This is a genomic window from Roseburia yibonii, from assembly GCF_014297335.1.
In the GTDB taxonomy this organism is placed as follows: Bacteria; Bacillota; Clostridia; order Lachnospirales; family Lachnospiraceae; genus Roseburia_D; species Roseburia_D yibonii.
In genome coordinates this window covers 370,380-392,321 of record NZ_JACOQH010000002.1, presented here as the reverse complement: position 1 = coordinate 392,321, position 21,942 = coordinate 370,380, and the positions used below count along the sequence as shown (strand labels likewise).

The 21,942-nt window shown below is 47.5% G+C and carries 19 protein-coding genes, 1 tRNA gene and 1 pseudogene; 16 read left to right on the top strand and 5 right to left on the bottom strand.

Annotated features, from left to right (window positions below; all coding sequences use genetic code 11):
* Nucleotides 1-174: 174 nt before the first annotated feature.
* A tRNA-Thr gene (locus tag H8Z76_RS04710) sits at nt 175-247 on the bottom strand.
* 143 nt (nt 248-390) lie between these two features.
* Between H8Z76_RS04710 and H8Z76_RS04705 the strand changes: the two genes are divergently transcribed.
* Nucleotides 391-774, top strand: a complete 384-nt coding sequence (locus H8Z76_RS04705) for a hypothetical protein (protein ID WP_186981793.1) — start codon at nt 391-393, stop codon at nt 772-774.
* An 87-nt stretch (nt 775-861) separates the two neighbouring features.
* On the opposite strand, the gene H8Z76_RS04700 is transcribed toward H8Z76_RS04705, so the two are convergent.
* The gene (locus H8Z76_RS04700) at nt 862-1,017 is read right to left on the bottom strand and encodes a hypothetical protein (protein WP_022515066.1); all 156 of its coding nucleotides are present in this window, start codon (nt 1,015-1,017) and stop codon (nt 862-864) included.
* A gap of 278 nt (nt 1,018-1,295) precedes the next feature.
* On the opposite strand from H8Z76_RS04700, the gene H8Z76_RS04695 reads away from it, so the two are divergent.
* The 7 genes from H8Z76_RS04695 to H8Z76_RS04665 all read left to right on the top strand — a co-directional run bounded on the left by H8Z76_RS04695 (nt 1,296) and on the right by H8Z76_RS04665 (nt 11,985).
* On the top strand, nt 1,296-2,375 hold the full coding sequence (locus H8Z76_RS04695) for a YibE/F family protein (RefSeq protein ID WP_186981792.1): 1,080 nt from the start codon (nt 1,296-1,298) through the stop codon (nt 2,373-2,375).
* A complete protein-coding gene (locus H8Z76_RS04690; protein ID WP_186981791.1) occupies nt 2,372-3,124 on the top strand; it encodes a YibE/F family protein in 753 nt (250 codons plus the stop codon). The genes H8Z76_RS04695 and H8Z76_RS04690 overlap by 4 nt, the downstream gene beginning before the upstream one ends.
* Before the next feature lie 20 nt (nt 3,125-3,144).
* Nucleotides 3,145-5,004, top strand: a complete 1,860-nt coding sequence (locus tag H8Z76_RS04685; RefSeq protein WP_186981790.1) for a HelD family protein — start codon at nt 3,145-3,147, stop codon at nt 5,002-5,004.
* A 109-nt stretch (nt 5,005-5,113) separates the two neighbouring features.
* Nucleotides 5,114-6,862, top strand: a complete 1,749-nt coding sequence (locus tag H8Z76_RS04680; RefSeq protein ID WP_186981789.1) for a glycoside hydrolase family 13 protein — start codon at nt 5,114-5,116, stop codon at nt 6,860-6,862.
* Nucleotides 6,863-6,925: 63 nt separating this feature from the next.
* On the top strand, nt 6,926-8,794 hold the full coding sequence (locus H8Z76_RS04675; protein ID WP_186981788.1) for an OPT family oligopeptide transporter: 1,869 nt from the start codon (nt 6,926-6,928) through the stop codon (nt 8,792-8,794).
* Nucleotides 8,795-8,985: 191 nt separating this feature from the next.
* A complete protein-coding gene (locus tag H8Z76_RS04670) occupies nt 8,986-11,127 on the top strand; it encodes a PTS transporter subunit IIABC (protein WP_186981787.1) in 2,142 nt (713 codons plus the stop codon).
* A 27-nt stretch (nt 11,128-11,154) separates the two neighbouring features.
* Nucleotides 11,155-11,985 (top strand): PRD domain-containing protein, encoded by an 831-nt coding sequence (locus H8Z76_RS04665; RefSeq protein ID WP_186981786.1) that lies wholly within the window; start codon nt 11,155-11,157, stop codon nt 11,983-11,985.
* A 47-nt stretch (nt 11,986-12,032) separates the two neighbouring features.
* Here the strand turns inward: H8Z76_RS04665 and H8Z76_RS04660 are convergent, their stop codons facing one another.
* The 3 genes and pseudogenes from H8Z76_RS04660 to H8Z76_RS04650 form a co-directional block, all read right to left on the bottom strand.
* The gene (locus tag H8Z76_RS04660) at nt 12,033-12,233 is read right to left on the bottom strand and encodes a DUF1858 domain-containing protein (RefSeq protein WP_022515074.1); all 201 of its coding nucleotides are present in this window, start codon (nt 12,231-12,233) and stop codon (nt 12,033-12,035) included.
* Between the two features lie 61 nt (nt 12,234-12,294).
* Entirely contained in the window at nt 12,295-13,092 is a 798-nt protein-coding gene (locus tag H8Z76_RS04655) for an ABC transporter permease (protein WP_186981785.1), read from the bottom strand.
* 255 nt (nt 13,093-13,347) lie between these two features.
* A pseudogene (locus H8Z76_RS04650) lies at nt 13,348-13,852 on the bottom strand (ATP-binding cassette domain-containing protein); the annotation flags it as partial.
* Between the two features lie 132 nt (nt 13,853-13,984).
* On the opposite strand from H8Z76_RS04650, the gene H8Z76_RS04645 reads away from it, so the two are divergent.
* From H8Z76_RS04645 to H8Z76_RS04610, 8 genes are all read left to right on the top strand, one after another.
* Nucleotides 13,985-14,641 carry an epoxyqueuosine reductase QueH gene (locus tag H8Z76_RS04645; RefSeq protein WP_147619688.1) on the top strand — a complete coding sequence of 219 codons (657 nt, stop codon included), beginning with the start codon at nt 13,985-13,987 and terminating at the stop codon, nt 14,639-14,641.
* 1 nt (nt 14,642) lies between these two features.
* A complete protein-coding gene (argH, locus tag H8Z76_RS04640) occupies nt 14,643-16,070 on the top strand; it encodes an argininosuccinate lyase (protein ID WP_022515078.1) in 1,428 nt (475 codons plus the stop codon).
* 170 nt (nt 16,071-16,240) lie between these two features.
* Complete coding sequence (gene asd, locus H8Z76_RS04635) at nt 16,241-17,332, top strand: aspartate-semialdehyde dehydrogenase (RefSeq protein ID WP_147619686.1); 1,092 nt, start codon at nt 16,241-16,243, stop codon at nt 17,330-17,332.
* Between the two features lie 373 nt (nt 17,333-17,705).
* Nucleotides 17,706-18,908 carry a methionine adenosyltransferase gene (metK, locus tag H8Z76_RS04630; RefSeq protein ID WP_186981783.1) on the top strand — a complete coding sequence of 401 codons (1,203 nt, stop codon included), beginning with the start codon at nt 17,706-17,708 and terminating at the stop codon, nt 18,906-18,908.
* Nucleotides 18,899-20,149 (top strand): radical SAM protein, encoded by a 1,251-nt coding sequence (locus H8Z76_RS04625; RefSeq protein WP_186981782.1) that lies wholly within the window; start codon nt 18,899-18,901, stop codon nt 20,147-20,149. Before metK ends, H8Z76_RS04625 begins: the two co-directional genes overlap by 10 nt.
* Nucleotides 20,150-20,160: 11 nt before the next feature.
* Nucleotides 20,161-20,649, top strand: a complete 489-nt coding sequence (locus tag H8Z76_RS04620; protein WP_186981781.1) for a hypothetical protein — start codon at nt 20,161-20,163, stop codon at nt 20,647-20,649.
* On the top strand, nt 20,642-21,625 hold the full coding sequence (locus tag H8Z76_RS04615; RefSeq protein ID WP_186981780.1) for an ABC transporter substrate-binding protein: 984 nt from the start codon (nt 20,642-20,644) through the stop codon (nt 21,623-21,625). Before H8Z76_RS04620 ends, H8Z76_RS04615 begins: the two co-directional genes overlap by 8 nt.
* A complete protein-coding gene (locus H8Z76_RS04610) occupies nt 21,622-21,921 on the top strand; it encodes a hypothetical protein (protein WP_186981779.1) in 300 nt (99 codons plus the stop codon). The genes H8Z76_RS04615 and H8Z76_RS04610 overlap by 4 nt, the downstream gene beginning before the upstream one ends.
* Nucleotides 21,922-21,942: the final 21 nt, after the last annotated feature.

Sequence of the window (21,942 nt, the reverse complement as noted above, 5' to 3'; positions counted from 1 at the left end):
CTAAATTTTAGCATGAAATTGAAAAATAATCAAGTCATATCAGGGAAATTGCAGAAAAGTAACAAAAAAATGCGACAATTATATGAATTGTACCACACAGAGACGGGATGCACGCGGTCATTTTCCTCGTTGCCATAACAAAAAAAGCAGATACCTGATAGATATCTGCCCAAAAGCTGGAAATCGGACTCGAACCGACGACCTGCTGATTACGAATCAGCTGCTCTACCAACTGAGCCATTCCAGCCTGTCACTCACATGCGACATATGCTATTATATATAAAAACAAAAAAGAATGCAATGTTTTTTTGAAAAAAGTTGTTCTTTTTTTGGGAACTTGATATAATGCAATCATGTGACAGAGGTATATACAAAAGGAGACAGCATACTATGAACCAGAATACAGGAAAAGACGAGATAAAAGAGTTTATGACGGGGGCGGAAAACAAAAGAAAGCGGCAGAACCGGAAGAAGAGAAGACGCAGCTCAGAGCAGTACACCGTTGCGGTTGCGGGACTGATCCTTATGGCAGTGATCTTTGTGGTAGTTGGGATCTTTGCGTGCGGGGTGTCGGTCGTTCCGGTCTGCATTCTGGCACTGCTAGAAGTGATTCTGGCGAGATGTTTTTATGATCTGCCGATCTTCGTGCATCTTTTGATCGTGGCGGCACAGATCATCGCCGGCGTGATCGGAGGAGGGGCGCTGTTCGGACTGATGGCGGCATTGCTTTATTTTGTGGCAGTGATCGTCCGCTGTTATATTTATCGTACCTGAGACAAAATGGCCTTGGATGAAAAGGAGACTAAAAAAGAAGGGACACATGCGTTTTAAATGTCTGCATGTGTCCCTTCTTTTCTGCGGTCAGGCTTTTGCCTGTGGTGTAAGTGAGGCTGTGAGCTGACGCAGCTCTTCTTTTAACTTTTCGGTCAGTGTTTTGTCGTCTTTTGCAGCCTGACTCTGTAAGATCTCCTGGATCATGCTGATACGACGGCTTTTGGAATTGTAACAGATCATCATGACAGATCGCCTCCTAGTAATGAAAATATAACACGAATTTTAGAACTACTCTCTAAGAAAATAATAACTTCTTTTTGTGGATGATACAAGAGAAAAGTCTGAAAAAGACAGATAAAATAATTGATTTTTTCTTATAAATAAAGAAAAATACATAAATGCAAGTTAATAATAAAAAATATCATGAAACGGGTAAACAATCCGGAGAGAACAAAAGGTTCCTCGGATTTGCCGGATGTGATATAATAAAAACAGAGAAAACAACAGGAGGTGTGACATCTATGAAGAAACTATATTTTTCACTGATCTATCTGGCAGTCAGTGTGATGTTACTGATCGGTCTGGCACATGATGCTTTCCTATATAAAGAGACCGTCGTAAAGATCAGGCAGGCAGAGACCGTGGTGTCGGAAGAAAAAGACGGAACGATGTATGAGCAGACGCTAGAGGCGCAGATCTTAAACGGAGCGCATAAGGGACAGACGATCACATTAAAGAATCTTTATTCCAGATCACTGACGGTCGATGAAAAGTATAAAAAGGGAGATCGGGTATTTGTGACACTTACCGGGGAAGCGGATGAACTGGAAGGCAAGATCACCGGACTGAAGCGGGACAGCTATGTACTGGCAGTGCTGCTGTTATTCGTCTATCTTTTGTGCATGATGGCGGGGAAAAAGGGGATTGCGGCCATCCTTTCTGCCGGAGTGAATATCCTGTTGTTTTACCTGGCGTTGTGCCAGTATGAAAAGGGGACGTATGTGCTTCCGGTCACGATCCTTGTGATGATCCTGTTTGCGGTGTGCTCGCTTCTTATCGTTTCCGGCTGGAACAGGGTGACTGCGGCAGCAGTGCTTGCCACACTCCTTACCGTTGCGGCGGCAGGCGTGTTTTATTTTTTGGTACTGAAGCTTGCGGGTGACCCGGAGTATTTTATGATGGAATATACGGAATATCTGAATAATACCAGCCAGTTCGGCATGCTGTTTTTTGCCCAGGTACTGATCGGCGGGCTTGGCGCGGTGATGGATGTCGCGATCTCGATCACAGCGACAGCCGGAGAACTGGTTTATGTGAATCCGGGGATCACGAAGGAGAGTCTTTATGACGGGATCCGCCATGTGGCAGATGATATTATGGGAACGATGATCAATGTTTTGCTTTTATCTTATTTTTGCGGTTCGATCCCGCTGATACTGATCAAGATGATCAATCATTACGGATTTACGGAAATCTTCAAATTTCATATTCCATTTGAACTGATCCAGTTTCTGATGGGATCGATCGCCATCCTGATCTCGATCCCGATCAGTCTTGCGGTTTCGGTTCGGCTCTTAAAGGGAAAGGAGGAGTTGGCATGATCTTGATTCTTGGAGCAGTATTTGTGATCCTTTTTGTCTTTTTGGGCGGAGACCGGGGACTTCGTTCCCTTGGCGCGCTGCTTATCAATGTCGTGGTATTTTTACTTGACATCAAGGCACTTGAGCATGGATTTCCGGCATATCTGGTGACCCTTATCACCGTTTCGCTCATGAGCGTGACGATCCTGTTTGTGCAGAATGGCTATAATCTGAAGACAAGGGCAACGCTTGTATCCCTCGCTGTGGTGACGGTGTTTATCTTTTTCCTTGCGCTTTTGGTTGCGCATGGTGCCAAGATCAGCGGCTATAATGAGTTAAATATGTATGAGGATGAGACGGCAATGCTGGCAGGGCATGTGAGCATCAATATGACGGCGGCTGCGGTGGCGATGGTGATCGTCGGGATCGTCGGAGCGGTCATCGATGTGGCGATCGCGGTTTCAAGCGCGGTCTATGAAGTGAAATGCAAAAACCCGGAACTGACGGAACGCGAGCTTCTGGCATCCGGTTTCCGGATGGGCGGAAATATTTTAGGAACTACGGTAAATACACTCCTGTTTGCGGGGCTTGGAGAATCGCTTCTCATGTATCTGGAAATGAAAGAGCTGCACTACACGTTTGGACAGTTATTAAATTCCAAGGCATTTTTCCAGATGCTGTTTCCGGTGATGATGAGTGCGGTCGGATGTGTCTGCATTGTCCCGGTTGCAGCATGGATCATGGGGAATTTTGTGAAAAAATATCAGTAACGGATAAGACGGAGGAATCTATGCAAAAAGAGGAAAGAGAACAGGAACTCGCCTATTTCGATCATACGGAGCAAAAGATCAAAGAGCAGGTAAAAGCGCTTCGGACCGTGATCGAGGAGGGAAATAAAAAGATCAAAGAGCAAAAGCAGTTTGTCTGGGACAACTCGGCGGACATGGATGAGGAGGAACTGCTTGAAAATAAAAATTCGCTGGAACAGGATGTCCTTCTGTTGGAATTTTACGGGAAAAATCTGGCGGCGCTGGAACGGCTGGAACAGACGCCTTACTTTGGTAAGGTGGGATTTACCTATGAGGAAAACGGGGAACATCTTCCGGTGTATATCGGCGTGAACGGATTTCGTCCGAAGGAGAGGAAACTTCCGCTGGTCTATGACTGGAGAGCACCGATCTCATCCCTTTACTATGCATATGAGAAAGGACCGGCAAAGTATCAGGCACCGGAGGGAACTTTCCAGGGGGTCATCGATGAGAAGAAGCAGTTTCAGATCAGAGAGGGAAAGATGCAGTATATGCTGGATACAGACCTTAGGATCGATGATGATGTGCTTCAAAGGGAACTCGGTGAGAACCATGGCAGCAAGATGAAACAGATCGCGGCAACGATCCAGAAAGAGCAAAATGAGATCATAAGAAACGCGGCGGAGGAGACGCTTGTCATTGACGGCTGCGCGGGAAGTGGAAAGACGGTGATCGCGCTGCACCGGATCGCATGGCTTTTGTATAACCACAGGGAACGGCTGAATACGCAGAATGTGATGATCCTTTCACCGAATGCTTTCTTTTCGGATTATATTGCGGAGGTACTGCCGGAGCTTGGTGAGGACAACTGTATCGAAAAGGAATTTGATGACCTTCTGGCAGATATGCTTTTCGTGGAAGATCCTTATGAGTTTAAGGGGGATCAGATCCATGCGGTGCTCGATGCGAAGAACATGGAGGCGGAGCGCGTACGGCGGATCCGTTATAAGTCGTCGATCTCATATTTTAAGTGTCTGGATGCCTATTTAAAACAGCGTCCGAAGATCAGCATGGGAGAAGAGAGACCGTTACATGTCTATCTGCGCTTCCTGCGGGAACTTGAAAAAGAATTGCCGCAGATGGCAGTTTATCAGAACGACAGGAAAGAGATCTGCTATGAGGATATTCTGGCGGTATTTTACATACAGGTACGCTGCTTTGGCGGAAGCTTTCCGCAGATCCGGCATCTGGTCATTGATGAAATGCAGGATTACAACGTATTCCAGTTTGCGGTTTTAAAAAGGCTGTTTGCGTGTCCGAAGACGATCCTTGGCGATAAGAACCAGGTGCTTTTAAGCGAAAAACCGACATTCCTTGGCTATATGTTAAGTCATGTTTTCCCGGAAGCAAAACTGCTTTCTTTAACAAAAAGCTACCGGTCCACAAAAGAGATCACAGAGTTTTGCAGCCATATCATCGGAGATACCGGGATCGTCCCGTTTGAGCGGGAAGGAAAAGAACCGGTGGTAAAAAAAGAGCGGAGCAGGGCGGCAGTCCTTTCGGATGTGCAGAATGCGGTGGCGGAACTTGATATGACAAAATACCGGACGGCAGCAGTTTTGTGCCGGAATGAAGTGGAAGCGCTCTTTGTCTATGACAGCTTGAAAAAAGACCTTCCGGTCACACTGATCAAAGAAACGACAACGGTCTACTGTGAAGGGATCCTCGTGATGCCGGCATACTTCGCGAAGGGACTGGAATTCGATGCGGTCGTTGTCTGCGATATGGGACGGGAAACAGAAAATCCGATCACGAGACAGGAATTTTACATCGCATGTACAAGAGCGTTGCATGAGCTTTTTGTTTTCCACAAGGGAAGCTTTGATGCGTATCTCAAATAATTGATTTTGATAGGATTGTACCAGTATAAAAAATAAAATGATTAGAAAAATGCCTTCTTTTTTCCTACAATATAAAAGAACGATGCAGGAAGAATGGAGGTATTTTTTTATGGAATATGGATTGATTTCACACCGCGCGGCATTAAACGAATGTTATGCGCTTGACAAAGATCATCTTGAAATAGAAATAAAGACAGGATATGAGGTGACAGAGGTGCTGCTCTGCTTTGGAGATCCTTTTTCCGCCGGTATCCTCGGAGGAGCTGAAGAATGGAGCGGAGAGACGGTGCCGATGAAGCCGGGCAGGGAACTGGAATATCAAAAGATCTGGGAGATCTCGGTAAAACCAGATTACAAGCGTTGTAAATATTATTTTGAGATCCATGCCGGTGAGGAATGTGTCTATTTCTTTGAGGATGGCGTTTATACGAAAGAGCGGATGGAAATTCCGGGAAGAAAGGAACAGTGTTTCATTTTCCCATGGATGAATCCTGCGGATATCAATGAAGTGCCTGACTGGGTGGAAGATACGGTGTGGTATCAGATCTTTCCGGATCGCTTCTGTAACGGGGATGCGAAAAGAGATCCGTGGTACGCTAAAGAATGGAAATGTGAAAAGACCGAGTATCTGGATGTCTATGGCGGGGATCTGCGCGGGATCCGAAAAAAGCTTTCCTATATCAAAGAGCTTGGGATCACCGGGATCTATCTGACACCGATCTTTGCCTCAGATTCCAATCATAAGTATAATACGTCAGATTACTATAAGATCGATCCGGCATTCGGGGATGAGGAGGAGTTAAAAGCCCTCGTGAAAGAAGCGCATGACATGGGAATCCGCATTATGCTGGACGCAGTGTTCAATCACTGCGGGGAACAGTTCGCACCGTGGCAGGACGTGGTAGAAAACGGCCCGGAGTCGGAATATTACGACTGGTTTTTCATCAATCAGTGGCCGCTTGACACGAAAAAGCATGACACAAGAGATGGCAGATATTACTCTTTTGCGTTTGCGGGCGGAATGCCGAAATTAAACACCAACCATCCGGGTGTGATCGCTTATTTTAAGGATCTTTGCAGCTACTGGCTCCGGGAGTGGGACATTGACGGGATCCGCTTTGACGTTGGAAACGAGGTTTCCCATCTGTTCTTAAAGGAACTGCGAAAGGTATTAAAAAAGATCAAACCGGAGGTGTTTCTTTTAGGAGAGATCTGGCATGACGCGATCGCGTGGTTAGGTGGAGACGAATACGATTCGGTGATGAACTATCCACTGGTGGAGAGCATCCATGACTTTTTTAATGATGAGAACCGGACAGCCGGACAATTTTCACACAGTGTCAACCGCTGTTATTCGCTCTATATGAAGCAGACGAACCGTGTGCTGTTTAACCTGTTGGATTCTCACGATACCGAACGGCTGTTTACGCGTGTCGGATCGCTTGGCAGGTTTTACGGGCAGCTTGCGCTGTTATTTACCATGGAGGGAAGTCCCTGCATTTATTATGGCACGGAAATAGCGATGGAAGGCGGATTCGATCCGGATTGCAGACGCTGTATGCCATGGAATGAGATAGAAAGCGGAACGTATGATGAGCGGATCAACGCAGTCCGGACACTGATCCGGCTGCGGAAAACAAAGAAAGCTTGTAAAAGCGAAAAGATCATATGGCAGAATACGGGGCATGCGCGCGTGATCGGCTACCGGAAAGAGATGGAGGGTGAACCGGCGGTTGAAGTGAGACTGAACGCATCGAAGGAAAAAGTAAAACTTCCGGAATGCCGGGAGATGCTCTTTTCCTATGGCGTGGAAAACGGCTGGCTCATGCCGGACGGAGTATGCATTTTTTCTGTATAGGGCAGTACCAAAATGCGCATATTAAGTAAAAAAGGAAATATGCGGCATGGAGGAAAATGCAGGATGAACGAAAAAAGAAAAAAAGGCGGGAAAAGTGAACTTACCGGAACGGCGATTGCGATCGGAGTACTGCTCGCTGTGATTTTTGGAGGAGCCAACGCGTATCTCGGACTTCGCGTCGGAATGACGGTATCCGCGTCCATTCCGGCAGCAGTGGTCTCTATGGGGATCATCCGCGTTGTATTAAGACGCGATTCCGTGCTGGAAAACAATATGGTGCAGACGATCGGTTCAGCGGGAGAGTCCGTGGCGGCGGGCGCGATCTTTACATTGCCGGCGCTCTTTATGTGGGCATCCGAAACGGGAAGTGAGCCGCCTTCTTTTTTTGAGATCGCATTGATTGCACTGATCGGCGGAGTGATCGGAGTGCTTTTTATGATACCGCTGCGCTCGGCGCTGATCGTAAAAGAGCATAAGACACTGCCGTATCCGGAGGGAAAAGCATGCGCGGAGGTGTTGATGGCAGGTGAGGAGGGCGGCGCGAAAGCGGGAACCGTTTTTGGAGGTCTCGGACTTTCTGCGCTGTATAAGCTGATCGCGGACGGCTTCCGGCTGTTCCCGAGTGAAGTGGATTTCTCCTGGAAAAAATATAAGGGAGCCGGTATTGGAATGGATGTCCTGCCGGCACTTCTCGGCGTCGGGTACATCTGCGGACCGAAGGTGACGTCGTATCTGATGGCGGGCGGCACGCTGGCATGGTTTGTACTGATGCCGCTAATTGTGCTGTTTGGCGGAAATATGATCCTTTATCCTGCGGACATTTCGGTCGGGCAGCTTTTCTTGGAACAGGGAACCTGGGGCATCTGGAGAACCTATATCCGTTATATCGGTGCGGGTGCGGTTGCGGCAGGAGGGATCATCAGTCTTTTGAAAACATTTCCTCTTATTATAAGAACATTTGGTGAGGCAGTCCGGATGTACGGAAAACGTGAAAAAGAAGGAGAGCAGAATGAAGATCTTCCCATGGCAGTCGTGTTTGGCGGGATCCTTGTTGTGGTCATTCTCATGTGGGTGATCCCGGTGATCCCAGTGACACTTCCGGGAGCGCTTCTCATTGTTGTGTTCGGTTTCTTTTTTGCGACCGTGTCTTCGCGTATGGTGGGGCTGGTTGGAAGTTCCAATAATCCGGTTTCGGGAATGGCGATCGCGACCCTGCTTTTTTCTACGATGCTTTTGAAATTTTTCGGGAAAACCGGTATGGCAGGTATGACGGCGGCGATCACGATCGGGTCGGTGATCTGTATCATTGCAGCCCTTGCGGGTGACACCTCACAGGATCTAAAGACCGGATTTCTGGTTGGCGCAACGCCGAAAAAACAGCAGATCGGAGAGATGTTCGGGATCCTTGCGGCAGCACTCGCAACGGGCGGCGTGCTCTATCTGCTGAATGCGGCGTGGGGCTACGGCTCTGCGGAACTTCCGGCGCCACAGGCAACGCTGATGAAAATGGTTGTAGAAGGGGTGATGGAAGGAAATCTTCCGTGGACTCTGGTGTTTTGCGGTGTGTTCCTTGCGATCATCGTGGAGATCTTACAGATCCCGGTTCTGCCGTTTGCGGTTGGGCTGTATCTTCCGGTACATCTGAGTACACCGATGATGGCAGGAGGTCTGATCCGGTGGTACTGCGAGCGGAAAAAGCGGGATACCGGAAGAGGCATTCTTTATGCATCCGGTCTGATCGCGGGAGAAGGACTGATCGGGATTCTGCTTGCGGTGCTCGCCATTATCCCGGCGGGAGGGGGAAGCGTCGCGGATACCATCGATCTGTCCGGGACGATAACACTCGGAAACTGGGGCGCGCTTCTTGTGTTCGCGCTGTTTTCCGTTACACTCTGGCGCGTGACTGCCGGAAAAAAGAAAGAGCAAAAATAACTGGACAAATGCAAATATGGGTGTTATACTATATGCATAGTATGTTACTGGTCAGCAGGCATTAACTATACATAAATAATTTAGGTGTTTATGTATGTTAGTGCCTTTTTTGTTATATAGAATGAACGAAAAATGCACACACTAGAAGCAAGGGCATACATAAAATGCCGAGAAGGAGTGTGTATAGAACTATGAAAGACAAAATTTTTGGAGTGCTTCAAAGAGTCGGAAGATCATTTATGCTTCCGATCGCAATTCTGCCGGTAGCAGGTCTGCTGCTTGGCATTGGTGGATCGTTTACAAATGAAACGATGCTCCAGACTTACGGACTTTTAAAGGCAATGGGTCCGGGAACTATCCCGTACATGATCTTTACGGTCATGAATGACGCGGGAAATATCGTGTTTGCCAACCTGCCTATCCTGTTTGCGATGGGCGTCGCGATCGGTATGGCAAAAAAGGAAAAAGAAGTTGCGGCATTATCCGCGGTGATCGCATTTTTCATCATGCATGCGTCGATCAGTGCCATGATCACGATCAATGGCGGAACTGAGAGCATGTTAAGCGGTGCGACAGCGGATGTCTGCGGGATCACATCCTTACAGATGGGTGTATTCGGTGGTATCATTGTAGGACTTGGTGTTGCAGCACTGCACAACCGGTTTTATAAGATCGAACTGCCGCAGGTGCTTTCGTTCTTCGGTGAAACCAGATTTGTGCCGATCATCTCAGCACTGACTTATACAGTAGTTGGTATTTTGATGTTCTTCGCATGGCCGCCGATCCAGAAAGGGATTTACAGTGTTGGTAATCTGGTACTGGAATCCGGATACGCCGGAACCTGGGTATACGGTTTCATGGAAAGAGCACTGATCCCGTTTGGACTTCATCATGTATTTTATCTTCCGTTCTGGCAGACCGGTGTCGGCGGAACAATGGAAGTTGGCGGAAAGCTGATCGAAGGTGCGCAGAACATCTTCTTTGCACAGCTTGCTGATCCGAGTGTAGAGCATTTTGCAGTTTCAGCAACCAGATTCATGTCCGGTAAATTCCCGCTCATGATCTTCGGACTTCCGGGAGCAGCACTTGCGATGTACCGCACCGCAAAACCGGAAAAGAGAAAAGCAGTCGCAGGTCTGTTGCTTTCTGCGGCACTTACTTCCATGCTCACCGGTATCACAGAGCCGATCGAGTTTACGTTCTTATTTGTAGCTCCGGTATTATACATCATCCACTGTGTATTTGCAGGTCTTGCATATATGCTGATGCATGTATTTAATGTTGGTGTCGGAATGACATTCTCAGGCGGTCTGATCGATATGTTCCTGTTTGGTATCCTTCAGGGAAACAAAAAAACCAGCTGGATATGGATTGTGATTGTCGGAATCGGTTATTTTGTGGTATACTATTTCCTGTTTTCCTTCCTGATCAAGAAATTCAATTTCAAGACACCGGGACGTGAGGATAACGACGACGAAGTAAAATTATATACAAGAAAAGACGTAGAAGCAAAGAAAAACGGTGGAAAAGCTGCGGATGGCGCACATGTGGAGGGTGAACTTTCCGCACAGATCTGCGCAGGACTTGGCGGAAAGAAAAATATTTCCGATGTGGACTGCTGCGCGACCCGTCTGCGCTGTACCGTATTTGAGGCGGCAAAGGTAAATGATGCATTGTTAAAAGCGACCGGAGCAAGCGGTGTGATCCATAAGGGACAGGGTGTCCAGATCATTTACGGACCGAAGGTTACCGTGATCAAATCGAACCTTGAGGATTATCTAGAACATGCGCCGGAAGAAGAAGTCACATTTGACGTGTCCGATGTGGAAGAACCACAGCAGGAAAACACAGTAGAAAACAGAAAAAAGAAGGCATCTTATGTGATCGCAAGCCCGTTTGACGGTATCGCGGGTGACATCACGACCGCACCGGATGAAGGATTTGCAGGAAAAATGATGGGTGACGGGGCAGCAGTGGAACCGACCGATCCGGTAGTCAAAGCACCGGCAGACGGCGAGATCAGCTTTATTTTCCCGACACATCACGCGATCGGATTTGTGACAGCAGACGGTATGGAGATGCTTTTACACATCGGTATCGACACCGTGAAATTAAACGGAGAGGGCTTTAAGATACTGGTAGAAGAAGGCGCGAAGGTGAAAAAGGGCGATGCGCTCATGAAGATCGATCTGGACTATGTGAAATCGCATGCGCCATCACTGGTTTCTCCGATCCTTTGCACCGATTTAAAGGAAAATGAAAAAGTAAGATTATTAAAAACAGGGGCGGTAAAAGCAGGAGAGGATCTTTTTGCGGTAGATATCTACGAATAAAGAAAAGCCGTCTGGAGGGGGAAGAATATGTACCGAGTGACCAAAGCACTCAATCATAACGCAGTGCTGGCGATTATGGATAAGAGCAGCAGGGAATACCTGCTGCTCGGAAAAGGGATCGGATTCGGCAGAAAGGTAAGCGAATATATCGAGCCGACGGAGGACTGCCGGATTTATTCGCTGAGCAGTGATTCCGAGCGTGGAAGCGCAAGGGAACTGCTTCGCGAGATAGAACCGAAGTATCTGGAGATCGCCGATGCGATTTTAGACAGTGCGAAACAGGAATTTGGAAAGGTTGACCGGGGCATATTATTCCCACTTGCGGATCATATTGCGTTCGCGGCAAGAAGGATCCGGAACGGAGAGCAGATCAGCAATCCGTTAAATCAGGATATCCAGGTGTTGTTTTATAAAGAGTATAAAGTTGCCACTCTGGCAAGAAAACTGTTGGAGGAGGCAGACGGGATTCTGCTGGATGAAGATGAGATCGGCTATATCGCGCTTCATGTACATTCGTCCATCTGTGATGAGAAAGTGTCCGGTGCGATGCAGATCGCGGCGGCGGTGCGGGAATGTATTTCCCTGATCGAGGCAGATGTCGGAAAAAATATTGATGTGCAGACCATCTCCTATAACCGTATGATGAACCATATCAAATATATGGCGGCGCGGGCGATGACGGGAGAAGTCTTAAAGCTGGATCTGAATGAGTATATGGAGCAGAAATTTCCTGCGTCATTTCAGATCGCGACAACCGTATGCAGACATCTGGAACAGCATTTAAATATCAAACTGGCGGATATCGAGATCGGCTATCTTGCCATGCATATCGAGCGCGTTTACGCGGATGAAAAATAAAAAAGAACTGCAGCGTTACGGCATTTTGCCGTGAAGCTGCAGTTCTTTTATGCTTCTAAAAATCCTATGATATCTTCGATCAGATCGTCTGCGTCCAAACCGTGTACATCTGCTGCCTGCTCGATCGTCTCTCTCTGGGAAGACGGACATCCGATGCAGTGCATGCCGATTCCGGTTAAAACATTAGCGATATCAGGATCAAGCTGTAATAATTCACCGATCGTGGTGTTTTTTGTTACCCGTTTCATATCTGTTGCCTCCTGTCTATGCTTGGTAGTATACAACAATTTTAGGAGGAGTGCAACGCGGTTACCGTCTTTTTAAATAGAATTTTTCGATGCCGCCGATCGCACCGTACAGAGCGGTTGCGATCACGCAGAGGATCAAAATGGAGAGGATCACCCAGTCGAGTTTGAAAACCTGGCTTCCGTATATGATCAGGTAGCCGAGCCCGCATTTTGCTGCAATAAATTCACCGATGATGACGCCGACCAGACACAGACCGATGTTGACCTTTAAAATGCCAAGAAGTCCGGGTATGTTATACGGGAGCACTACTTTAAACAGGATGTGTGCCCGGTTTCCGCCAAGTGTGCGCACCAGCTTGATCTTTTCCGGGTCGGTGTGGACAAAGCCGGTATACAGGCTTAATACGGAGCCAAAGATCGCGACAGACATTCCGGTTAAAATGATCGTTTTGTAATTGGCACCGAGCCATACGATCAAAAGCGGCGCGAGCGCGGATTTCGGCAGGCTGTTTAAGACGACCAGATAGGGCTCTAAAATCTTTGCGGCATTTTTGCTCCGCCACAACAAGATGGTGATGAGCAGTGTGAAAAAGATCACAAGCAGAAAACTAAGCAGTGTTTCAAATAATGTGATGCCGATATGAAAAAGCAGATCCTGCTGTTTTAACATGGAAAAAAAGCACTGGATCAGCCGGTGTGGACTGCTGAAAATAAATGAGTCGATCAGTCCGGTATCAGCCGAGAGCTCCCAGAAGGTGAAAAAGAGGATCAAAATCAGGATCCGGCTTACGAAAATCCGTACATTTTTTCGCTTTTCCCGGTTGATGTATGCGATTTGTGCTGCGGAAAGTTCATGCATGTTCAGTTAACTCCTTCCAGATCAGATTAAAATAAGTTTTAAATTCCGGTGTGTTCCGGCGTTCCAGCGGAGTGAGACCGGACGGAAACTGAACCGGGATGACGCGTTTTACCGTGGCGGGACGTCTGGTCAGGACAACGACCTGGCTGCCAAGGCTGACCGCTTCGGAAATGTCGTGTGTGACCAGGATCGCCGTCTTATGCTCTTTTTTAATGATGTTTCCGATATCATTTGCGGTATTTAAACGTGTCTGATAGTCCAGCGCGGAGAACGGTTCGTCTAAGAGCAGAAGCTCCGGTTTTAAGACCAGGGTACGGATCAGTGCCGCACGCTGGCGCATGCCGCCGGAAAGCTCGGAGGGCTTGGCATTCCGGAAATCAGAAAGACCATAGGTCTTTAACAGTGTCTGTGCGTATGCAAGGCTTTCCGGATTTTGTTTTTTCTGGATCTCAAGCCCGAGCAGAATATTTTTTTCGATCGTGCGCCACTCAAACAGCTGGTCTTTTTGCAGCATGTAGCCGATGGACGTAAGGTCCTTTCCGGAGAGCGGAATCCCGTCTATCTTGATCGATCCGTACTCCGGCCGGATCAGACCACAGAGCATGGAAAGAAGCGTGGATTTGCCACAGCCGCTTGGACCGACGATCGCGACAAAATCATTTCGGTTCACTGAAAAATTTATATGATGCAGAGCAGGCGTTTCTCCGCTTACGGTATGATAGGAAAAAGATACATCCTGAAATTCAATGAAAGTATTCATAGCCATTCCTCATTTACAAAAGAAAATAGTATCGGGTTATATTTTTATCTTATGCGAAAGAACAGAGATTGCTATTTCTTTTTAGATAAGGTAGAATATAAAGAATCGTATGTTATACAAAAAAGGTGAATTATGAATCAGAGAAATTATCAAAGGGAAATGGAGGGCGTGCTTCGGGAAAATCAGGAGCAAAACCGGATTCCCACGCTGCTTTTGCACAGTTGCTGCGCACCCTGTTCGAGTTATGTGCTCGAGTATCTTTCTGAATATTTTTTCATTACGGTCTATTACTACAATCCGAATATCTATCCGGATGAGGAGTACCGGAAACGTGTGGCGGAACAGCAGGAATTTATCCGGCGTTTCCCGATGAAACACGAAGTGAAATTTGTGGAGGGAAGATTCGACAAAGAGCGCTTTTATGAGATGGCGAAGGGCTTTGAGCAGGACAAAGAGGGCGGCGCACGCTGCATGGAGTGCTACAAGCTTAGGCTTGAGAGCACGGCAAAGCTTGCGAAGGAAAAGAAATTTGATTATTTTACCACGACGCTTTCCATCAGTCCTTTAAAAAATTCCGTAAAATTAAATGAGATCGGCGAGAGACTGGGCGCGGAGTATGGCATTCCGTATCTGGTGTCGGATTTCAAAAAAAAGAACGGCTATAAGCGTTCCGTAGAGATTTCAAAAGAATATGACATGTACCGCCAGTATTACTGCGGCTGTGTGTTTTCAAAAAAACAGCGCGATGAGGAGATCGCAGAAAAAAGAAAAGAAAGCGAGGAAAATTAGTATGGCACAGTTATGGGGAGGACGTTTCACAAAGGAGACCGATCAGCTGGTCTACAATTTCAATGCGTCCATTACATTTGATCAGAAATTTTACAGACAGGATATCGAGGGAAGCATGGCACATGTCTGCATGCTGGAAAAGCAGGGGATACTGACTGCGCAGGAGAAAGCAGACATTTTAAAGACGTTAAAGGAGATCCTCTCGGAGGTCGAGAGCGGAAAGCTTGAGATCTCCACAAAGTATGAGGACATTCACAGCTTTGTTGAGGCAAACCTGATCGACCGCCTTGGCGATACCGGAAAGAAGCTGCACACCGGACGCAGCAGAAACGACCAGGTTGCATTGGACATGCGCCTTTACACCAGAAAAGAGCTGTTAGAGACCGATGAACTCTTAAAAGAACTTTTAGAGACGATCTTAAAGATCATGGAAGAAAATCTGGACACGATTATGCCGGGCTTTACCCATTTGCAGAAGGCACAGCCGATCACGCTGGCACATCATATGGCGGCTTATTTTGAAATGTTTGGGCGCGACAGACAGCGCATGCATGACATCTATGAGCGTATGAATTACTGTCCGCTCGGAAGCGGTGCGCTTGCTGGAACGACATATCCGTTGGACCGTGAATATACAGCGGAGCTGCTCGGCTTTTACGGACCTACGTTAAACAGTATGGACGGTGTTTCAGACCGTGATTATCTGATCGAGTTTTTATCAGCGCTTTCCACGATCATGATGCATTTAAGCCGCTTTTCCGAGGAGATCATCATCTGGAATTCCAACGAATACCAGTTTGTGGAGATCGATGATGCGTACAGCACTGGAAGCAGTATCATGCCGCAGAAAAAGAACCCGGATATCGCTGAACTTGTCAGAGGAAAGACCGGCCGTGTCTATGGCGCACTGGTTTCTTTGCTTACCACGATGAAGGGAATCCCGCTTGCGTACAATAAGGACATGCAGGAAGACAAGGAGCTTTCTTTTGACGCGATGGATACGGCAAAGGGCTGTCTCGCGCTGTTCCGCGGCATGCTTGCCACAATGAAATTTAACAAAGACAGAATGCGTGAGAGCGCGAACCATGGATTTACGAACGCGACCGATGCGGCAGATTATCTGGTAAAACACGGAGTTCCGTTCCGCGACGCACATGGGATTGTCGGACGTATCGTTTTATACTGTCTGGACAAAAAAATCCCGATCGACGCGATGAGCCTTTCGGAATTAAAAGCGATCAGTCCGGTATTTGAGGAAGATATCTATGATGCGATCTCCATGGAGACCTGTGTCAACACCAGACTGACAATCGGTGCGCCCGGCGTGGATGCGATGAAGCAGACGATCGAAAAAGAAAAGGCATTTCTGGCAGATGACTGGCAGGATACCGTGAAAAAGGATTGGGAAGACAGGCTGCTTGCCAGATAAAATCCGAATTATTATGCAGAATTGACAAAGATTTGTATATTAAACATACAAATTTTGACTTGTTTTTTTCTCTGATATGTATTAGTATTACTTTAACGCAGACAAGTGTCCGCAACACAGAGACACTTAGAACGAAATACAGGAAAGAAAAATAGAGGAGATTAGTAGTAATGAGCGAGAAGTTAAAGGTAGGCATCCTTGGTGGAACTGGTATGGTCGGACAGAGATTTATTTCTCTTTTGGAGAATCATCCGTGGTTTGAGGTGACAACGATCGCAGCCAGCCCGAGAAGTGCAGGAAAGACATATGAAGAAGCAGTCGGCGGAAGATGGAAAATGGATACTCCGATGCCGGAAGCGGTAAAGAACATCGTTGTCATGAATGTAAACGAGGTAGAGAAGGTTGCTTCACAGGTTGACTTCGTATTCTCCGCTGTTGATATGACAAAAGAAGAGATCAAAAAGATCGAGGAAGATTATGCGAAGACTGAGACACCGGTCGTTTCCAACAACAGCGCGCACAGATGGACACCGGATGTGCCGATGGTGGTACCGGAAATCAACCCGGAGCATATGGATGTCATCAAATATCAGAGAGAAAGACTTGGCACAAAGCGCGGTTTCGTTGCAGTAAAGCCAAACTGCTCCATTCAGAGTTACGCGCCGGTTCTTACCGCATGGAAAGAATTCGAGCCGTATGAAGTGGTAGCGACTACTTATCAGGCGATCTCAGGAGCCGGTAAGACATTTAAAGACTGGCCGGAAATGCTTGGAAACATCATCCCGTACATCGGTGGTGAGGAAGAGAAATCAGAAAAAGAGCCGCTTCGTATCTGGGGTCACATCGATCCTGAGAAAAAAGCGATCGTTCCGGCAGAATCACCGGTCATCACCTGCCAGTGTATCCGTGTTCCGGTATTAAACGGACATACCGCAGCGGTATTCGTAAAATTCAAAAAGAACCCGACAAAAGAACAGCTGATCGCAGCACTGGAAAATTACAGTGGTGTTCCGCAGAAACTCGGACTTCCGAGCGCACCGAAGCAGTTTATTCGTTATATGGAAGAGGATAACCGTCCACAGGTAACCCTCGATGTTGACTACGAAAACGGTATGGGAATCAACGTTGGACGTCTGAGAGAGGATACCGTATATGACTGGAAATTCATCGGACTTTCCCATAACACAGTCCGTGGAGCAGCAGGTGGAGCGGTACTTTGTGCAGAGCTCTTAAAAGCACAGGGTTACATTACAAAGAAATAGGTCTTGCGCAATCAGTAACTGCTCCATGACGGGCAGTTCCCGATTACTTTATATCAATAAAAGAGATGCTCTCTTTCGGGCATACAGGTCAAAAATGACTTGTCTGTCGGAAAGAGGGCATCTCTTTTTGTGATGGTGACGGGAAAATGGATCTTATTTTTGTGCCGGAAACAGGGAAAAATGCGGCTGACATCGTTTTCACATATGCAAAAAAACAGGGAAGGAAAGTGAGGGCTTTGACTGGAAATTACAGGAAAAAAGCAAAATTTTAAGCAGGCACTGCAATCGGTTTCACGTTTTTGCGTTGTAAATGACCGCCCATAATTTTATAGTTTAGAAAAATCAAACAACAAAACAAAAAGGAGCAAAAATTATGGGAAAATTATTTACATCAGAATCAGTAACAGAAGGACATCCGGATAAGATCGCAGACCAGGTTTCCGATGCGATCTTGGACGCATTATTAAAAGAAGATCCGGATGCGCGTGTGGCGGCGGAGACGACAGTGGCAACCGGGCTTGCCCTGGTGGTCGGCGAGATCTCAACCAGAGCGTATGTGGATATTTCAAAGGTGGTGCGGGATACCATACGGGAGATCGGCTATGACCGGTCAGCAGGCGGATTTGATGCCGACTCGATCGCGGTATTGACCTCGATCGATGAACAGTCCGCGGATATCGCGCTTGGTGTGGATCAGGCGTATGAATCGAAGCAGGAAGGTGTAACGGAAGATTTTGGAACCGGAGCGGGAGATCAGGGCATTATTTTTGGATATGCAACAAATGAGACACCGGAATATCTGCCGCCTGCGATCTCTTTTGCGCACCGGCTGACGAGACAGCTCGCAAAGGTCAGAAAAGACGGAACGCTACCATATTTAAGACCGGATGGAAAGGCGCAGGTGACTGTGGAATTTGATGATGCGGATAAGGTAAAGCGGATTGATACGGTCGTGGTTTCCACGCAGCACAGCGAAGAAGTCACACAGGAAAGGATCCGGCAGGACATATTAAAATATGTCATTCACGAGGTACTTCCGGAAGAACTTTTCGATGAGAAAACGAAATATTACATAAATCCGACCGGACGCTTCGTGATCGGCGGCCCGCAGGGCGATGCGGGACTGACCGGAAGAAAGATCATCGTCGATACCTATGGTGGAACCGGCAGACATGGCGGCGGTGCATTTTCCGGAAAAGACGCGACGAAGGTTGACCGTTCCGCAGCTTATGCGGCGCGCTGGGTGGCAAAAAATCTGGTTGCGGCAGGGGCGGCGGATCAGATCGAGATTGAGCTTGCGTATGCTATCGGAGTGGCAAAGCCGGTATCCATTGCGGTCGATACGTTTGGAACCGGAAAGTTCACCGAAAAAAAGATCACGGAGGTCATTGAAAAAGTCTTTGATTTAAGACCAAAAGCGATCATAAGCGAACTCGATCTGAAACGTCCGATCTACCGGCAGACGGCGGCATATGGACATTTCGGAAGAACAGATATCGATCTTCCGTGGGAACGTCTGGATAAAGTGGAGGAGATCAAAAAGAATCTGGATGGAGGTGAGAGGGAATGGCAGTAGAGATCGACAAAGACTGGAGAAAAAAAGAAGAAAGCTACTGGGAGATCAAAAAGAAATATCCGACGGTGTCCCCATTTGTGATCACTCAGATCGATGTACAGCGCAGAGGCGTCGAGTACACGGACGCGGCACTGGATAAGGTGGATCCGGCGATACATCAGACCGACCCGTATGGGGAACGTCTGGCACCGGCATCGCTGCTTTTGCGGGATGGAACCAGTATCATAACGCATTTTGTTTTTTCGACCGCAAAGCGGACAAAAAACAGCAGGGAGCCATATCTGGTGGATGTGGTGGATGACCGGATCGTTCTCGTAGATGACGACCGGATCATAGATGAAGTGATCTACTGGGAAAAACCGAAATTTTATGATAAAAAGACCAGCTTTGGCACGCCGATGCAGGAAGTGGTGGATGCCAGACCCCAGAGGTTTTCTCTTTCCGTAAACAAATACTGCCACTTCTGGGATAAGCCGGGACAGGGCTGCAAGTACTGCGGGATCGGGGCAGCAGGCGCAAAGTACAAAGGATGTGCCAATGAACAGGTAAACAGTGAAGAGATCCGTGAGGTAATGCAGGAACTTAAAAAAGAAAAAGGGCGTTTTACCGGTGTGGTTTTAACCGGGGGAAGTATTTTAAGCGGAACCGAACTCTGTGAGGATGAACTGCAGGCTTATATCAATGCCTTACAGGCGGTCGGAACAGCGTTTACGACCAAAAAATTTCCGAGTCAGGTAAACAGTACGGCCCTGAACGAAAGACAGCTGACCCGTCTGTACGAGGAGACGGGACTTACCAGTTATACGACCGATCTGGAAGTGTTTGATGAGACGATCTACAAGTGGGTATGCCCGGGGAAAGCGGCGCACATTTCATTTGATGAGTGGAAGCGCCGGTTATACAAAGCGGTTGAAATATTTGGAAAGGGGCAGGTGAATACCGGGATCGTGAGCGGTGTGGAACTTGCGAAACCGAATGGCTTTGCGACGGAGGAAGAGGCATTAAAGGCAGATTTTGAACTTGCGGAAGAACTGGCTTCCCATGGTGTGGGGCTAAAGCATGATGTGTGGAACGTGGTGCCGAATTCCATCTTTTTTAAGCAGACCACGCCTTCCCTGGATTATTATGTGAAACTGACCAAAGGCTTTTATGAGATCATGCAAAAGTACGGCATCAATACGGAAATGGATAATTACAGAAAGTGCAGCATGCACGCGAGCATCAATCTGGACAGAATATAGGAGGTTTGGTCATGGCATTGCAGAAGGATATAGAAAAAATAGAAAAGCTGCTTGAAGAGAAAGAAACCATTTCTGTGATCAGCGCAGTTGGAAAAAATGGAAATCCCATCTCGCAGGTGGGCAGAAAACTTACCATGTGGGGAAAAGGAAGGATCGCTTATTATGAATTTCTCGAGAGCTCACAGATGCAGAAAAATCTTGTATACAGTATCTGGTTTGAAAAAGAAGTTTCACTCAGCCTGCTCGGAAAAAACGGTGAGATTTACCGAGTGAGCGCGAAACCGTATCAGGCACTGATTGCGGGACACCGGTTCGAGGAGGCGTATATCAATGTGCAGGAGGAATTTGGCGAAGAAACGGATCTCTCAACGGTCTGGCTGTTAGATGTGACAGCAGTAGAGGATGATACCTATGAAGCGGCGAGAGAAAAAGAGAAAAAAGAGCATCCGTATCTGATGCATATGGATCATATTTACCGGAAGGAGACGGCGTATGAATAAAAAACAAAAAAATCTGATATCAATATTCCTGATCGGAGCTGCCGTGCTTTCCATGCTGGCGGGCTGCGGGGAAAAGGCGGAAAATGAGCCGGAGCAGATCCGGGTCATGACACCGGGAAATTATCTTCCGATCATTATTGCGGATAAAAAGGGCTTTTTTAAAGAAGCCTTCGGGGAGAACGTAAATGTGGAAGTTACGGCTGCCGATTCCGGTTCGGCGATCATGGAAACCATGTCGTCCGGCGGCGTGGAGTTTGCCGCACTTGGAGATATGCCGGTTGTTCAGGCAAAAGCGAACGGACTGGACGTAAAAGTGATCTCAAGTCTGTTCCGTTCCACGAGCGGTTATCAGCTGATCGCAGCAAAAGATTCCGGAATAAAGAATATTTCGGATATCAGGGGAAAACGGGTCGCGGTGATGTCGGGAAGCACCAATCATAAACTGCTTTTAAAATATCTCGGTGCCGAGCATCTGACTGAAGATGATATCGATATTGTTTTCTTAAAGAACAAGGATCAGCTCGCGGCATTTGTCGGAAATACGGTGGATGCAGCAGTGACACAGGTGCCGACAAGTACGGCGATCGAGGCGGAGACCGGGGCATATGAGGTGGCGGATGCGGAAGGTTATGATGATATCCTTACGGTCATTGTCGGGGATGATGCCTATATGAAAGAACATCCGGAGCATGCAAGACAATTTTTACAGGCAGTTCTTGCGGCGACAGACTGGATCAAAGACAATGAGGAGGAAGCGTTTTCTATTGTGGCAGAGGAAATGGGGGACACCAGTGAGAATATAGCGCTTTATTATAATACGAGAACATTTGAATATAAGCTGGATGTCGGTGTATCAGACGCGCTTGACGATACCATATCCTATCTTTACGAACAGGGAACCATAAAAAACAGACCGGATGTGGCTGATCTTACCGATGCTTCGTATCTTGACGCGGTCAGAAAGGAACAGCCATGAGAAAACAGAAGAAAACAGACACCGTGATATTCTTTTTCGTACCGCTTGCAATACTTCTCCTGTGGCAGATCCTGGGGGATGGCGGCGCGGTCAGCGGTGCGGTCATGCCTGTCCCGACAAGGATCGCGGCAGAGATGCTTGCGGCTACCAAAGGCGTTGGCTATATGATCGAATACGCAAGGGAACTGTCGCAGCCCGAAAAACTGTTTGTGGGCTTACTGTCCATAAGCGTGATCGGGCTGGTTACCGACGCGGTCATTCTGGCAGTGCAGAAGCGCTTGATCGTCTGGAATTAGAAATAAATCATACAGGGAAAA

What these genes read in the sequence shown, in the direction of transcription:
- H8Z76_RS04705 (WP_186981793.1), top strand. Translation starts at nt 391, where the DNA reads ATGAACCAGAATACAGGAAAAGACGAGATAAAAGAGTTTATGACGGGG.
- H8Z76_RS04655 (WP_186981785.1), bottom strand. Translation starts at nt 13,092, where the DNA reads ATGCATGAACTTTCCGCAGCACAAATCGCATACATCAACCGGGAAAAG.
- H8Z76_RS04610 (WP_186981779.1), top strand. Translation starts at nt 21,622, where the DNA reads ATGAGAAAACAGAAGAAAACAGACACCGTGATATTCTTTTTCGTACCG.
- H8Z76_RS04670 (WP_186981787.1), top strand. Translation starts at nt 8,986, where the DNA reads ATGAAAGACAAAATTTTTGGAGTGCTTCAAAGAGTCGGAAGATCATTT.
- H8Z76_RS04645 (WP_147619688.1), top strand. Translation starts at nt 13,985, where the DNA reads ATGAATCAGAGAAATTATCAAAGGGAAATGGAGGGCGTGCTTCGGGAA.
- H8Z76_RS04665 (WP_186981786.1), top strand. Translation starts at nt 11,155, where the DNA reads ATGTACCGAGTGACCAAAGCACTCAATCATAACGCAGTGCTGGCGATT.
- H8Z76_RS04695 (WP_186981792.1), top strand. Translation starts at nt 1,296, where the DNA reads ATGAAGAAACTATATTTTTCACTGATCTATCTGGCAGTCAGTGTGATG.
- H8Z76_RS04625 (WP_186981782.1), top strand. Translation starts at nt 18,899, where the DNA reads ATGGCAGTAGAGATCGACAAAGACTGGAGAAAAAAAGAAGAAAGCTAC.
- asd (WP_147619686.1), top strand. Translation starts at nt 16,241, where the DNA reads ATGAGCGAGAAGTTAAAGGTAGGCATCCTTGGTGGAACTGGTATGGTC.
- H8Z76_RS04675 (WP_186981788.1), top strand. Translation starts at nt 6,926, where the DNA reads ATGAACGAAAAAAGAAAAAAAGGCGGGAAAAGTGAACTTACCGGAACG.
- H8Z76_RS04620 (WP_186981781.1), top strand. Translation starts at nt 20,161, where the DNA reads ATGGCATTGCAGAAGGATATAGAAAAAATAGAAAAGCTGCTTGAAGAG.
- H8Z76_RS04690 (WP_186981791.1), top strand. Translation starts at nt 2,372, where the DNA reads ATGATCTTGATTCTTGGAGCAGTATTTGTGATCCTTTTTGTCTTTTTG.
- H8Z76_RS04700 (WP_022515066.1), bottom strand. Translation starts at nt 1,017, where the DNA reads ATGATGATCTGTTACAATTCCAAAAGCCGTCGTATCAGCATGATCCAG.
- H8Z76_RS04680 (WP_186981789.1), top strand. Translation starts at nt 5,114, where the DNA reads ATGGAATATGGATTGATTTCACACCGCGCGGCATTAAACGAATGTTAT.
- H8Z76_RS04660 (WP_022515074.1), bottom strand. Translation starts at nt 12,233, where the DNA reads ATGAAACGGGTAACAAAAAACACCACGATCGGTGAATTATTACAGCTT.
- H8Z76_RS04685 (WP_186981790.1), top strand. Translation starts at nt 3,145, where the DNA reads ATGCAAAAAGAGGAAAGAGAACAGGAACTCGCCTATTTCGATCATACG.
- argH (WP_022515078.1), top strand. Translation starts at nt 14,643, where the DNA reads ATGGCACAGTTATGGGGAGGACGTTTCACAAAGGAGACCGATCAGCTG.
- H8Z76_RS04615 (WP_186981780.1), top strand. Translation starts at nt 20,642, where the DNA reads ATGAATAAAAAACAAAAAAATCTGATATCAATATTCCTGATCGGAGCT.
- metK (WP_186981783.1), top strand. Translation starts at nt 17,706, where the DNA reads ATGGGAAAATTATTTACATCAGAATCAGTAACAGAAGGACATCCGGAT.